Genomic DNA, 13,271 nt, shown 5'->3' on the forward strand with positions numbered 1-13,271 from the left:
CTACTGCACGTCGACGTAGTCACCCGCGGCGCTGACCGCCGGGGTGGTCGAGGTGCCCGCGAAGGAGAAGCGCCAGTAGCCGTCGTAGTTGGCGGTGGTGGTGGTCTTCAGGTTGCCGTACGAGTCCGTGTTCACGGTCTTGACCGTGGTGTACGTGGTCGTGCCCGCCTTCTTGAACTGGAGCTTGACCGGCTGGCCGGAGTAGCCGTGGTACTGGTGGTCCTCCCAGTTGGCGCGGGTCAGCTTGCCGGTCACCGTGAGGGTCTTGCCCTTGCCGACCGGCTCGGGGCCCGCGTTGACCGTGAGCTTGGAGTAGCGCTGCACCAGGGTGCTGGCCAGGCCGCTCTGGTCCTTGTAGCCGATCTTGCTCATGTCGGCGGGGTTGTCCTGGTCCTGGCCGTTGAAGGCGACCGCCTCGGCGGCCACGCCCCAGGAACCGGCCCAGGCGTTCTTCAGGTCCCCGTCGGCCGGGTAGATGTCGACGGTGCCCTTGCAGGTGGCCGTCGTCGCCGAGGTGGCGGTGCAGGTCGCCGGGTTGTCGCCGTACAGCTCGGCGGTCGCGGTGTCGTACGAGCCCTTGTAGAGGAAGGCGTCGCTGTAGAAGTCCTTCGCGGTGATGTCCACGTCGGCACCGTGCGTCAGCGTGTACGAGTAACTGGCGCTGACCATGTTGGTGGTGCCGACCTTGATCGCCTTGGCGACCGTGACGTTCGAGAAGCTGACGTTCAGCGTGTACGGGGTGCCCGAGTCTCCGGTGGCGTGAGCGGCCGGGACTGCGAGGGCGGAGAGGGCCAGGGCGCCGGAGACGGCGGCCACGGTGGCACGTATGCGCATGTGCGTTTCCCTGGAGGGAGAAGTGATCGTGGAGTCGGTCGACTCACGCGATCAGATCCGCGAGACACGCGAAGGGTTGTACCGCAAGACCACTTCCCGGCCAGATTTGGAATGGCGATTACCTGTACATGGCACAAGTGGGAGGAAACGTTCCGGCCCCGGGAGCGCCACACGCTCCCGGGGCCGGCCCGGTGCCGCCTACTGCACGGCCGGGTACGTCAGCTGGTTACTTCACGTCGACGAAGTCACCGGCGGCGCTGACTGCCGGGGTGGTCGTGGTGCCCGCGAAGGAGAAGCGGTAGTAGCCGTCGACCGTGGCCTTGGTCGTCGTCTTCAGGGCGCCCGTGGAGTCCGACTTGACGGTCTTCAGCGTGGTGTAGGTGCTGGAGCCCTTCTTGCGGAACTGGAGCTTCACGGACTGGCCGGTGTAGCCGTGGTACTTGTGGTCCTCCCAGTTGGCGCGGGAGAGCTTGCCCGTGACGCTGAGGGTCCCGCCCTTCTTCACCGGCTCCGGGGAGGCGTTGACCGTCAGCGTGGAGTTGCGCTGGACCAGGGTGGTGCCCAGGCCGTCGACCTGCACGACCTCCTTCTCGGAGTCCATGTCGAGCGCGACGCCCGCACCGTGCCAGGTACCGGCCTGCGCGTTGCGCAGCCTCAGGTCCGCGTCGGTCTCCCGCGGGTCGAGGACGATCGTGCCCTTGCAGCTGGCGGTCGTGGCCGAGGTGGCCACGCAGACGCCCGGCGCGTCGCCGCCGGCGGCGTTGTCCGGGGTGACGGACGAGCCGTGGTAGATCAGCGGAACGCTCAGGAAGCCGTCCGAGTCGACGTCGACGTCGGCGCCGTGGGTCAGGGTGTAACTGACCGGGACGGAGACCTTGTGGGTGGTCCCGACCTTGATCGCCTTGGCGATCTTGAAGTGGGAGAAGGTGACGTCCAGGTCGCCCTCCGCCGGTGAGGCGGCGACGCCGGCCTTGCCGGCCGCGGCGTGCTGCACGAGGACCTTGGCGAGGTCCGCGGGGCGGACGGACGCACCGCCGTCGGCGGCCTGCGCGGCCGGCACGACGAAGGCGGAGAGGGCCAGGGCGCCGGAGGCGGCGGCCACGGTGGCGCGAAAACGCATGTGGTGTCCTTGGATGGTGGTGGTGCCGGGGTTGCCGCGCTTACTTCACGTCGACGAAGTCACCGGCGGCGCTGACCGCGGAGGTGGTCGAGGTACCCGCGAAGGAGAAGCGGTAGGAGCCGTCGGCGGTGGCCTTGACCGTGGTCTTCAGGCGGCCCTTGGAGTCCGTCTTGACGGTCTTCACCGTGGTGTACGTGTTCGAGCCGTTCTTGCGGAACTGGAGCTTCACGGACTGGCCGGAGTAGCCGGCGTACGTGCCGCCGTTCCAGTTGGCGCGGGTCAGCGCGCCCGTGACGGTGAGGGTGCTGCCCTTCGCCACCGGCTCGGGGGAGGCGTCGGTCGTCAGCTTGGCCAGCCGCTGCGCCTGGAAGGTCTTGGCGTTCTCCTTCTTGACGTAGTCGGTGTCGTTGCCCTGGGCGATCGCCCAGACCTTCCAGCTGCCGGCCACCTCGTTGATGAGGTTCTTCCGGGCCGCCAGGGTGTACGTCGCCTTGCAGGTCGCCTTGGTGGCACTGACCTTGGTGCAGACCGAGCGCTTGTCGGCGGTGTTGGCCACGGCACCGCTGTCGGAGTGCTCGATGTCCTTGCCGTGGTACAGGATCGCCTGGGCCCAGGCGATGCCGGAGTCGTCGGTGGCGGTGAAGGAGACCGTGATGGTCTTGGACCCGGTGGCGCCGACCACGACGGGCTTGCCGCCGTTGACCACGACGTTCGAGATCTTGGTGTCGCCGCGGTGGGCGTCCGCCGCGTGCGCGGCCGGAACGGCCAGAACGGACAGCGCCAGGGCGCCGAGGACGGCCGTACCGGCGACTCGCATACGCATGAGTGTGTGTCTCCCCGTGATCATGAAGCTGGTTACCACATGATCAGATCAACACCACACACCAGAGGTTGTACGGGATCTTCACTTTTTCTCCGGCTGTGCGGGACCCCACATCACTGTGCGGGACCCCACATCAGTCGAACCAGCGGTCCCGGGCCAGTTCCTCCGTCCGCGAGGGGTCCTCCAGCAGCGCGGCCACCTCGAACCGGCGCGGCCACTGCCCCGCCGCCCAGGCCAGCCCGGCGGCGACCCCCTCCAGGGTGGCCGCGTGCAGCACCCCGTCGTCGGTCAGCCGCCAGTCGATCTCGACGCCGTCGACGACCAGTTCGTCGTGCTCGACGTACGTCCGAGGGGTCCGCGGCCCGAGCAGCACCCGCACCGCCTCCGGTACGTCGTGCTCGGTCCCCTCGGAGTGCACCTCGCCGGTGACGGACTCGCTCAGCCGCCGCACCTGGAACAGCTCGGCCAGCTCGGCGGCCCGCGCGGGCCGGACCGGCAGCAGCGGCACACCGGAGGTGAAGGGCAGCAGATCCGGCGAGTCGACCACGACCGCCGCACCGGCGTCCACGACCTCCACCCGCCCGTCGACCACGGCCCGCAGCTCGTCCGGCAGGGTCACCTGCTCGGGATCCAGCTCCGCCAACGCGCTGTACAGACCGTGCAGTTGGGCGGGCTTCACCGGGCGGTCCGGGTCGGCGAGCCGGTCCAGCAGCTCGGCGGCCCCGCCGGGCTCGTCCAGCAGCGCGCCGACCGAGGTGCGCACGCCGAGCGCCCGCAGCACCTGCTCGTCCTCGAACCCGGTGGCGTCGGCCTCGTCGTACAGGCCGTGCAGCAGCGGGTCGCCGCCGGCGGCGAGCAGCCCGGCCGGGCGCCGCCCGTCGAGCACCGGATGCCCGCGCAGCCACCACGCGGTGTACGGCCGTACGACCTCGTGGGTGCCGTCGGGGAGCAGGATCCGCACGGGCTGGGTGAGGGCGTCCCGCAGCGGCGGCCGGGCCAGCAGGGCGAGCGCCTCGGGCCAGTGGTCGTCGTCGACCAGGTCCAGGTCGCGCACGGCGACGAGTTCGGTGGCGACCGGCGGCACCGGGCTGTCCGGGAACCGGTCGAGGATGTCCTCGCACCACACGTCGACGGCGTCCAGCAGGCCGGCGTCGTCGGGTTCGGCGTAGTCACCGTCCCGGGGCTCCAGCTCGTCCGGGTCGAGGACGACGTCGGTGGCGCGGACCAGCGCGAAGTCGGCGAGCACCCCGCACGCGGCGAGCGGCTGCTCGCCCCACTTCTCCGCCAGCTCGGCGTCCACGGCGGCGAGTTCACCCTCCCGGATGACCCGCGCGAAGGGGCTGCCGGGGAGCACCAGCTCACCGGCGGGGGCGAGTTCCCCGTCCTCGTCGGGCAGCGCGAGCGCGCCCAGCCAGGGCTCCTCCCCCGGCTCCAGGCCGGCGTCCCGCACGAGCCCGAGGACCGTGTCGGCCAGTTCCTCGGCGTCCGGCGCGTCCTCCTCCCAGGCGAGGCCGCCGTCGTCCTCCAGGGAGCCGGCCACGGCGGCCCGCACCTGCGGGGTGGTCAGCACCGCGCGCGGGGTCGCGGGCAGTGCGCCGAGCTTCTCCAGCAGCGGGTGCGCGGCGTCCGCGTGGGCCACCTTCAGCCCGAGCCGGCCCAGCACCTCCGGGTCGATGCGGGCGGCGTCCGGGGCGGGCAGCAGCACCTGCCGGGGCCCGATGGTGGTCCGGCCGTCGGCGAGGGGCACCGGCAGCCCGGACAGCCGCTCGGGGTCGACCCCGGCGAGGCTGTCGTACAGCCGCCACCACCACTCCGGCTCCTTCTCCAGTCCGGCGAGCCGGTCGACGGCGTCGGCCAGGGGCAGCCGGGCGACCCCGAGGGTGCGCAGCTCCACGCGCCGCTCCAGGCCGGCCGGGAGCAGGGTGGGCAGCACCTCGGCGAGCACCCGCACGGTGCCGGCCCCGGCGCCCTCCACGACCTCGGCGTCCCGGGGCCGCAGGGCCTCCGGCAGCTCGTCGTCGCCCTTGCCCTCGACGGCCGGGGGCAGGAAGGCGGTGCGCGGCAGCCGCTCCAGCACGGCCTGGCGCAGCGCCCCGTCCAGCTCGGCCTTGCCCAGCGGCCCGGGCACCAGATCGATGATCCCCTCGCCCACCGGCCGCCAGGCGGCGAGCAGTTCGGCGTAGGTGTCGGCCGCGCGCTGCACCAGGAAGTCGGTGAGCGGGCCGGGGGCCGCGTGCCGGCGGGTGGTGTCCAGCGGGAACGAGGCGATGAGCAGCGCGGGCACGCCGAGCGGTTCGTCGCTCGGGGTGGGGGCGTGCAGGACCGGGGTGGTGCGGGGGCGGGCCGGGGCGCCGTAGGCGTCGACGGGTACGGCCCAGGTCACCGACCAGTGCGGGCGCAGCCGCTCCTCGACGGGCCGGTCGGCGAGGAGGTCGGGGGTGAGCGGCCCGTGGGCGGTCGCGGTGCGCCAGTTGGTGATGCCGTCGCGGGAGTCCTCCACGACCGTGAAGGCGCCGTCGGTACGCCGGCCGAGCGTGCGGGGGGCCTCGCCGTCGATCTCCACGACGACCTCCGCCAGCCCCGGCAGGGCGAGGAGCAGGGCGTCGTCGACGCCGGCGAGCAGCCGCTCGGCGAGGTCGGCGGCGGCGGCGTCGCGCAGGGGCAGGATGACGGCGGTGTCGTACGGCTCCGGGGCGGTGCCCTCGGCGGCGAACGGCAGCCGGAGCAGGGGCACGTGCCCGTCCCGGCGCCGCACCTCGTCGCCCAGCCCGGGGCTGTGCCGGGCCACGTCGGAGGCCAGCTCCCGGGCCTCGGCCAGCGACCAGCGCACGCCCCCGTGCCGCCCCACGATCGCCGGCTCGTCGGTCACGGCGAGGACGGCGGCGAAGCCGACGCCGAACCGGCCGACGGCGCTGTGGGACGCCTCGGCGTCCCGCTTGGCGGAGGCCCGCAGGGTGGACAGCGACTCGACGCCGGCCGCGTCGAGCGGGGCGCCGGTGTTCGCGGCCACGAGGACGCCGTCGCGGAGGGTGAGCCGCAGGCGGCCCGGCACGCCCGCGCGGGCGGCGGCGTCGGCGGCGTTCTGGGCCAGCTCCACGACGAGCCGGTCCCGGTACCCGCCGAGCACCAGGTCCTCCTCGGCGTTGGCGTCCTCCCGGAAACGGGCGGGGCTGGTCGCCCAGGCGTCGAGCACCCCGCGACGCAGACGGGCGGTGCCGAAGGGGTCGGCGCCCTCGGCCGCCGGCCGCACGAACTTGCTCACGTTGACTCTCCTCTACGACGTGAGACCGAAGGTACAGCGCGGAGCCGGGGGGCAATCAACGCGGACGGGGAGGGTATGCGGTAGTGACCATCCGTTGGCACGAAGGTGCCGTCGCACGAAAGTGGTGCCCTCCCATGCCCGAGACACAGGACGTAGTCGAGCTGATCCTCCAGGACCACCGGCGTATGGAGGACCTGTTCCGGCTGATGCGCAGTGTGGAAGAGGACCGGACCGCCGCCCTGGAGGAGTTCGCCGATCTGCTGGTCGCGCACGCGCTGGCCGAGGAGGCCGAGGTCTATCCCGCCCTCAAGCGGTACAAGAACATCGACGACGAAGAGGTCGAGCACGGCGAGCACGAGCACGACGAGGGCAACCAGGCCCTCCTGGACCTCCTCCAGGTCGAGGAGGTCGGCTCCGAGGAGTGGGACGAGAAGCTGGAGGCGCTGGTGGAGGCCGTCACCCACCACGCCGACGAGGAGGAGCGCACCATCCTCAACGGTGCCCGCGAGAACGTGGCGGCGGAGCGGCGCGCGGAGCTGGGCGCGGCGTTCCTGGAGGAGCGTGAGCGTCAGCTGAAGTCCGGCTGCGGCTCCCTGGAGAACGTGCGCCGCATCGTGCAGTCGTCCTGACCCGCGCACCGGGGCCGGGCTCTCACGGGCCCGGCCCGGGGTCCGGCCGCACGGCACGGCCCAGGCCGGCCCGGGCCGCCTCCAGCTGCGCGGCGAACGCGATGCCCAGGAACAGGGCGACCCCGGTCAGGTTGGCCCACAGCAGCAGGGCCACGAAGGCCGTGAGCGGCCCGTACACGGCACCGAAGGAGCCGCTGCGGGAGACGTAGAGGGTCAGCAGCCAGGTCGCGGTGACCCACAGCACCAGGTGGACGCCGGAACCGAACGCCAGCCAGGTGTACCCGGGCTGGTCCCGGCGCGGCGACCAGCGGAAGACGACGGCGGAGGCGATCCAGGCGAGGGCGGTGCCCACGGGCACCTCCAGGGCGCCCCACCACGCCGGCGGCCGCGGGGTGCCCAGCGCCTCGGTGGCCGCGGCGGTCACGGCCTCGCCGGCGACCAGGACCAGGAACCCCAGGGCCATGGGCACCCCGGCGGCGAAGGCGAGCAGCAGGGCCCTGCCGTACTTCCGCGGGAAGGGCCGGTCCCGTTCGATGCCGTAGATCCGGTTGGCGCCCCGCTCCACCTGGCCCATGGCCGACGCCAGGTTGATGACGGAGAAGACCAGTCCGAGGCCCAGGGCGAGGGTGCTCCAGGCGTCGGAGCCGGCGGTGCGGCGGGTGCCGCGCAGCGCCTCCCGGATCACGTCGGCGCTGGCGCCCGGCACGATCCGGCCGAGGGTCAGCTCGATGATCCGCCCCACGCTCTCCGTGTGCGCGGCCGTGGCCAGGCCGACGAGCGCGATGGTGAACGGCACCATGCCCAGCACGATCTGGAAGCCGAGGGCGCGGGCGTTGGTGAAGCCGTCGGCGTAGCGGAACCGGGAGAAGGCGTCGACCAGCAGGCGCACGCCCCCGTAGCGCCGCAGCGCGGTGAAGGCCTCGTCGCCGGAGAGCTCGTCCCCGATCATGTCCCGCGTCTGCGGGACGTGGACCACCGTCCCCATGTCCTGCGTCCCTCCTCACCCGCGGCCGCGGCCGGCCGGCACCTCGGTGTCCGGGTGGTTCCCGGGGCCGCCGCCCGGTCCGGCCAGCGGGGTCGGCGACAGGGCCGTGGGTTCCTCACCCGGTTCGAGCAGGGTGTCCGCCGCGCCGACGATCAGCGGGTCGGGGGTGCCGACCGCCTCGTGGTCCTTGGCCGGGTAGTCGAAGCGGTCCAGGAGGCTGCGCATGGCCTCCAGCCGGCCCCGCCGCTTGTCGTTGTTCTTCACGACCGTCCAGGGCGCGTGCGGGGTGTCGGTCGCCCGGAACATGTCGACCTTGGCCGCCGTGTAGTCGTCCCAGCGGTCCAGGGAGGCCAGGTCGGTGGGGGAGAGCTTCCAGCGGCGCACCGGGTCGACCTGCCGGATCGCGAACCGGGTCCGCTGCTCGGTGCGGGACACCGAGAACCAGAACTTCACCAGCAGGATGCCGTCGTCGGTGAGCAGCTGCTCGAACAGCGGCGCCTGCCGCAGGAACTGCCGGTACTCGGCCTCGGAGCAGAAGCCCATGACCCGCTCGACCCCGGCCCGGTTGTACCAGGACCGGTCGAAGAAGACCATCTCGCCGCGGGCCGGCAGGTGCGTCACGTACCGCTGGAAGTACCACTGCCCCGCCTCCCGCTCGGTCGGCTTGTCCAGCGCCACCACACGGGCCCCGCGGGGGTTCAGCCGCTCGGTGAACCGCTTGATGGTGCCGCCCTTGCCGGCCGCGTCGCGCCCCTCGCACACCACGACGATCCGCTGCCCCGTCTCCTTCACCCAGCGCTGGAGCTTGAGCAGCTCGATCTGCAGGATCCGCTTGGACCGCTCGTACTCGCGCCGGCCGACCCGGTGGTCGTAGGGGTGGTTCTCCCGCCAGGTCCCGACCGGCCGGCCGTCGGCGTCCAGCAGCACCGGCCGCTCCGGCTGCCGGTCGTCCACCTCGAACCCCCGCAGCAGGTCGTCCTCGCGCACCGTGCCGCGGGTCCGCTCCGCCTCCGTCGCCTGCTCGTGCTCGGCCACGCCACCGCCTCTCCGTCACCGCTCGCCGGGTCCCGCCCGGTCTCCTCACACGTGCCCGCCCAGCCGGGTCCCAGACGCCTGTACCGTCGCTGGGGTCGTTCCTCCGTACCGTGCGAGACAGGAAGGCGATCACATGCCCGAACTGCGCCTGGGACCGCTGCTGAGGTACACCGACGGCTCCTGCGCGACCGTGTGGGTCGAGACGAGCCGGCCCTGCACGGCCGAGGTGCGCTGCTCCGACGGCGCGGCCGGCACGGCCCCCACCTTCCAGGTGGCCGGGCACCACTACGCGCTCGTCACCGTGACCGGACTGCGACCGGGCACCTCGCCCTCCTACGAGGTGTTCCTGGACGACACCCCGGTGTGGCCCCTGCCCGACTCCCGCTTCCCGCCCTCCGTCATCCGCACCCCCGGCGCCGGCGACGCCGTCCGCGTCACCTTCGGCTCGTGCCGCTGGGCCGCGCCCCCGGCGGACGGCACGGACCCGGTCGGCCCCGACGCCCTCGACACCCTGGCCACCCGACTGGCGGCCGACCCCGGCGCCGAGCGCCCCGACGTCCTGCTGCTCCTGGGCGACCAGGTCTACGCCGACGAGACCTCCGAGGAGACCCGGCGCTGGCTGGCCGCCCGCCGCGACCTCGACCGGCCGCCCGGCGCCCAGGTCACCGACTACGAGGAGTACTGCCACCTCTACTACGAGTCCTGGCTCGACCCGGAGGTGCGCTGGCTGCTGTCCACCGTGCCCAGCTTCATGATCTTCGACGACCACGACATCGTGGACGACTGGAACACCTCCGCCTCCTGGCTCGCCGACATGCGCACCACCGACTGGTGGCAGGACCGGCTGCTGAGCGGCCTGATGTCGTACTGGGTCCACCAGCACCTGGGCAACCTCTCCCCCGCCGAGCTGGCCGACGACCCCACGTGGGCCGCCGTGCGCGCCACCCCGGACGGTACGAAGGCGCTGCGCGCCCTGGCCGAACAGGCCGACGCCGACTCCGCCACGGTCCGCTTCAGCTACCGGCGCGACTTCGGGCGGGTCCGGGTGGTGATGGTCGACTCCCGGGCGGCCCGGGTCCTGGAGGAGGGCCGCCGCTCGATGCTGGACGCGGGCGAGGCCGCCTGGCTGCGCGAGCAGGTCCTTTCCGACGAGGGGGCCTACGACCACCTCCTGATCGGCACCTCCCTGCCCTGGCTGCTGCCGCACCTGGTGCACGACACCGAGAGCTGGGACGCCGCCCTGTGCGCCGGGGAACGCGGCGACCGCTGGGCCCGCTTCGGCGAGTGGCTGCGGCGCGGGGCCGACCTGGAGCACTGGGCGGCCTTCCCCCGCTCCTTCGCCGACCTCGCCGGCCTCATCGCCGAGGTCGCGACGGCGCCGGGCGCCCCGGCGAGCGTGTGCGTGCTCTCCGGGGACGTGCACCACGGGTACGTCGCCGAGGCGACCTGGCGCTCCGGCGACGTCGGCATCCCCGTCGTCCAGCTCACCTGCTCACCCGTGCACAACTCCGTGCCGTCGGCCCTGCGGATCGGTTTCCGCGTCGGCTGGAGCGCGCCGGCCCGCTTCCTGGGCCGCCTGCTCGCCCGGCACGGCCGCAGCCCCCGGCCGCCGGTGCGGTGGCGCAAGCGGGGCGGGCCGTGGTTCGGCAACCAGCTCATGACGCTGACGCTGAACGGCCGCTCGGCCCACCTGCGCCTGGAACTCACCGGCAAGGAGGCGAGACTCGAAACGGTCCACGAGGCAAGCCTCACCGGCTAGCGCCGGGCGGCGTACGAGCCCGGCCGGCCCGCCTGCTCGCCTGCTCGCCAGGGAGCAACTGCGCTCCTGGGGGCTGCCGCTGGAACCGGCGGAACTGATCGTGGCCGAGTCGGCAGCGAACCCGGCCAATGCGGCCCGCGCGGGCTCAGCTGTGGCCGAGCTCCGCCGTCTCGTCGTCGCCGGTCTCCGGGACCGAGCCCGAGTCGCGGGCCGGGCGGAGCGGGAAGGGGTCGACGCGGGTCTCGTCGATGACCGGCGAGGCGGGCTGCGGGGGCTTGGGCATGACCGCTGCCTCCGAGTGGCCGCCACAGCCGTAGGCCAGCGAGACCACGCGGCCGTCCGCCGGCGAGAACTCGTTGGCGCAGACGCCGAAGGCCTGGCCGAGGGAGCCGCCGATGGGGGCGAGGAAGCCGCAGCTCACACAGGAGGCGGGGGCCGCCTGGGCCATGGCGGTCTTCGGGCCGAAGGCCTCCTCCCAGCGGTCCGCGGCGGTGTGCAGGCCGTAGCGGGACAGGACGCGCGCGCGGCGCAGGCCCAGTTCCTCGGCCACGGACGCGATGGTGCCGCGCGTGGGGACCGTCGGCTGGACGGCGGGCGTGCCCGGGGTGACGTCGGCGTCCTCGGCCTCGGCCAGTTCGCGCATCTCCTCGGAGAGCGGCGAGTTCGGCGGCGGCTCCTCCTCGCCCGTGTAGCCGGGCTCCAGGCGCAGGTCGTCCTGGTCGGTGGGGAGCAGGTCGCCGGGGCCGAGGTCGCCGGGGCGCAGGCGCTCGCTCCACGGGACCCACTCGGGGGCGAGCAGGGCGTCGGGGCCGGGCAGCAGCACGACCTCGTCCAGGGTGACGATCTTGGCGCGGGAGGCGCGGGCCACCGTCACCGCCCAGCGCCAGCCCCGGTAACCCAGTTCCCTGCACTCGAAGAAGTGCGTGACCACGCGGTCGCCCTCGGACACCAGGCCGGCGTGCTCGCCGACCACGCCGGGCGCGGCGGCCTCCTCGGCGGCGGCGCGGGCGAGGTCGACGGCCTCGGCGCACAAGCGGTCGGGGGTGCGGCTTCGCGTGGTCGCTGCGCTCACAGGTATCGCTTCTCTCCTACGCCGTCTCGTCGAGTGCGGCTGCCTCCGGCGGTTTCGCCGACGGAGCGGACCTGGGGACCGCATCGACGTCTGCATCCGCGCGCCTGGGCGCACCTCTGCCATCCATTCTGCGTTATGGCTGAGATAGGCACGCTACACCGGACAGGATTCGTGGATTTTCCCACCCGCCCCCTGCCTGGTCCGACCGGGGCCGTACACCGCCACACACGCCGTGTCCGCACTATCCGACGGCATCTCGGGGCACTATGAACGTCGTGGCAGCCGCGGACAGGGCGAGTGGTCGGGGCGGCGGTTCGGGCCGGGTGGGCGGCGCCGTCCGCGCGGTCGGCCGTGCCCTGCACCGTCCGGTCGCGGGTACGGCGCGGGTCGTCCGCAGGGTGACGCACGCGCACGGCGCGGGCGAGTCGGGCCTGGGCAAGCTGATCGAGCTGCACGCGGTGAACGGCGCCGGGGACGTCATGGTCACGGTGGCGCTGGCGTCCACGGTGTTCTTCTCGGTGCCGACGGACGAGGCGCGCGGCCGGGTCGCCCTGTACCTCGCCATCACCATGGCACCGTTCACCGTCCTCGCCCCCGTCATCGGCCCCCTGCTGGACCGGCTGCCGCACGGGCGGCGGGCCGCGATGGCCGGGGCGATGCTGGCGCGGGCGCTGCTCGCGCTGGTCGTCTCGGGGGCGGTGGCGAGCGGCAGCCTGGAGCTGTACCCCGCCGCGCTGGGGGTGCTGGTGGCGTCGAAGGCGTACGGCGTGGTGCGCAGTGCGGTCGTGCCGCGGCTGCTGCCGCCGGGGTTCTCGCTGGTGAAGGCCAACTCCCGGGTCACGCTCGCCGGGCTGCTGGCCACCGGTGCCGCCGCGCCGGTCGCGGCGGGCCTGCACGCGCTCGGCGATCCGTGGCCGCTGTACGGCGCCTTCGTGATCTTCGCTGCCGGTACGTTTCTGTCGTTCTCCCTGCCGCCCACGGTGGACTCGGCGAAGGGCGAGGACGTCGCGCTGCTCGCGGCCGACGAGCAGCACCTGCGCGGGCCGTGCCGGGAACAGGTGAAGCGGCCGGGGCTGCGGACGGTCGGGCCGGCCGTCACGCACGCGCTCGGCGCCAACGCCGCCCTGCGCTGCCTGTCCGGCTTCCTGATCTTCTTCCTCGCCTTCCTGCTGCGCGAGCACCCGCTGACCGGGGAGAGCGCGGCGGTGTCGCTCGGGATAGTGGGGGTCTCGGCGGGCGCCGGCAACGCCCTGGGCACGGCGGTGGGGGCCTGGCTGCGGTCCCGCGCCCCGGAGATCATCATCGTGGCCGTCGTCGTGGTCGTGCTGGGTGCCGCGATCGTCGCCGCCGTGTTCTTCGGGGCGTTCCTGGTGGCCTGTCTGGCCGCGGTCGCCGGGTTCGCGCAGGCGCTGGCCAAGCTGGCGCTGGACGCCCTGATCCAGCGGGACGTGCCGGAGCTGGTGCGCACCTCGGCCTTCGCCCGCTCGGAGACGCTGCTGCAGATGGCGTGGGTGTTCGGCGGCGCGGTCGGCATAGTGATGCCGCTCAACGGCACGGTCGGGCTCCTGGTCGGCGCCGCGTTCGTGGCCGTCGGCTGGCTGGGCACGCTCAGGGGCCTGCTCGCCTCCGCCCGGCACGGCGGCCGGGCCCGGCCGCAGGTGGCGTGAGGCCGGCGGTGACGTCGGCCGGCGTAACGAACCGGGCACGCCGCACCCCGCATGGGCGGACGGCTCCGGGGGCCCGATAGCCTTC

At 73.5% G+C, this 13,271-nt stretch carries 10 protein-coding genes and 1 pseudogene; 4 read left to right on the forward strand and 7 right to left on the reverse strand.

Annotation, left to right across the window (positions count from 1 at the left end):
* The 4 genes from ABZ923_RS07925 to ABZ923_RS07940 form a co-directional block, all read right to left on the reverse strand.
* Complete coding sequence (locus tag ABZ923_RS07925) at positions 1–834, reverse strand: hypothetical protein (protein ID WP_361468177.1); 834 nt, start codon at positions 832–834, stop codon at positions 1–3.
* 226 nt (positions 835–1,060) lie between these two features.
* Positions 1,061–1,954, reverse strand: a complete 894-nt coding sequence (locus ABZ923_RS07930; protein WP_361468180.1) for a hypothetical protein — start codon at positions 1,952–1,954, stop codon at positions 1,061–1,063.
* Positions 1,955–1,994: 40 nt separating this feature from the next.
* Complete coding sequence (locus ABZ923_RS07935; RefSeq protein ID WP_361468182.1) at positions 1,995–2,777, reverse strand: calcium-binding protein; 783 nt, start codon at positions 2,775–2,777, stop codon at positions 1,995–1,997.
* Positions 2,778–2,910: 133 nt separating this feature from the next.
* Positions 2,911–6,039, reverse strand: coding sequence for a molecular chaperone Hsp90 (locus tag ABZ923_RS07940; RefSeq protein WP_361468184.1), 3,129 nt, complete (start codon positions 6,037–6,039; stop codon positions 2,911–2,913).
* A gap of 134 nt (positions 6,040–6,173) precedes the next feature.
* Here ABZ923_RS07940 and ABZ923_RS07945 point away from each other — a divergent pair, with 134 nt between their 5' ends.
* Positions 6,174–6,668: a hemerythrin domain-containing protein gene (locus ABZ923_RS07945; RefSeq protein WP_361468185.1), complete on the forward strand. Its 495-nt coding sequence runs from the start codon at positions 6,174–6,176 to the stop codon at positions 6,666–6,668.
* Positions 6,669–6,690: 22 nt separating this feature from the next.
* Here the strand turns inward: ABZ923_RS07945 and ABZ923_RS07950 are convergent, their stop codons facing one another.
* Together ABZ923_RS07950 and ppk2 are read right to left on the reverse strand one after the other, a co-directional pair.
* Positions 6,691–7,653 (reverse strand): YihY/virulence factor BrkB family protein, encoded by a 963-nt coding sequence (locus tag ABZ923_RS07950; protein ID WP_361468186.1) that lies wholly within the window; start codon positions 7,651–7,653, stop codon positions 6,691–6,693.
* Between the two features lie 15 nt (positions 7,654–7,668).
* The gene (ppk2, locus tag ABZ923_RS07955; RefSeq protein ID WP_361468189.1) at positions 7,669–8,688 is read right to left on the reverse strand and encodes a polyphosphate kinase 2; all 1,020 of its coding nucleotides are present in this window, start codon (positions 8,686–8,688) and stop codon (positions 7,669–7,671) included.
* A gap of 133 nt (positions 8,689–8,821) precedes the next feature.
* Between ppk2 and ABZ923_RS07960 the strand changes: the two genes are divergently transcribed.
* The gene (locus tag ABZ923_RS07960; RefSeq protein ID WP_361468192.1) at positions 8,822–10,447 is read left to right on the forward strand and encodes an alkaline phosphatase D family protein; all 1,626 of its coding nucleotides are present in this window, start codon (positions 8,822–8,824) and stop codon (positions 10,445–10,447) included.
* A 40-nt stretch (positions 10,448–10,487) separates the two neighbouring features.
* Positions 10,488–10,574, forward strand: a pseudogene (locus ABZ923_RS07965) (ATP-binding protein); the annotation flags it as partial.
* Positions 10,575–10,592: 18 nt separating this feature from the next.
* On the opposite strand, the gene ABZ923_RS07970 reads toward ABZ923_RS07965, so the two are convergent.
* Positions 10,593–11,519, reverse strand: a complete 927-nt coding sequence (locus ABZ923_RS07970; RefSeq protein WP_361468194.1) for a DUF3027 domain-containing protein — start codon at positions 11,517–11,519, stop codon at positions 10,593–10,595.
* 266 nt (positions 11,520–11,785) lie between these two features.
* Between ABZ923_RS07970 and ABZ923_RS07975 the strand changes: the two genes are divergently transcribed.
* Positions 11,786–13,186 (forward strand): MFS transporter, encoded by a 1,401-nt coding sequence (locus ABZ923_RS07975; protein ID WP_361468197.1) that lies wholly within the window; start codon positions 11,786–11,788, stop codon positions 13,184–13,186.
* The last annotated feature ends 85 nt before the right edge of the window (positions 13,187–13,271 follow it).

Source organism: Streptomyces sp. NPDC046881, assembly GCF_040645015.1.
Classification (GTDB): Bacteria; Actinomycetota; Actinomycetes; order Streptomycetales; family Streptomycetaceae; genus Streptomyces.

Coding starts and splice junctions, on each gene's coding strand:
- ABZ923_RS07925 (WP_361468177.1), bottom strand. CDS start 834: ATGCGCATACGTGCCACCGTGGCCGCCGTCTCCGGCGCCCTGGCCCTC.
- ABZ923_RS07930 (WP_361468180.1), bottom strand. CDS start 1,954: ATGCGTTTTCGCGCCACCGTGGCCGCCGCCTCCGGCGCCCTGGCCCTC.
- ABZ923_RS07935 (WP_361468182.1), bottom strand. CDS start 2,777: ATGCGTATGCGAGTCGCCGGTACGGCCGTCCTCGGCGCCCTGGCGCTG.
- ABZ923_RS07945 (WP_361468185.1), top strand. CDS start 6,174: ATGCCCGAGACACAGGACGTAGTCGAGCTGATCCTCCAGGACCACCGG.
- ABZ923_RS07950 (WP_361468186.1), bottom strand. CDS start 7,653: ATGGGGACGGTGGTCCACGTCCCGCAGACGCGGGACATGATCGGGGAC.
- ABZ923_RS07960 (WP_361468192.1), top strand. CDS start 8,822: ATGCCCGAACTGCGCCTGGGACCGCTGCTGAGGTACACCGACGGCTCC.
- ABZ923_RS07975 (WP_361468197.1), top strand. CDS start 11,786: ATGAACGTCGTGGCAGCCGCGGACAGGGCGAGTGGTCGGGGCGGCGGT.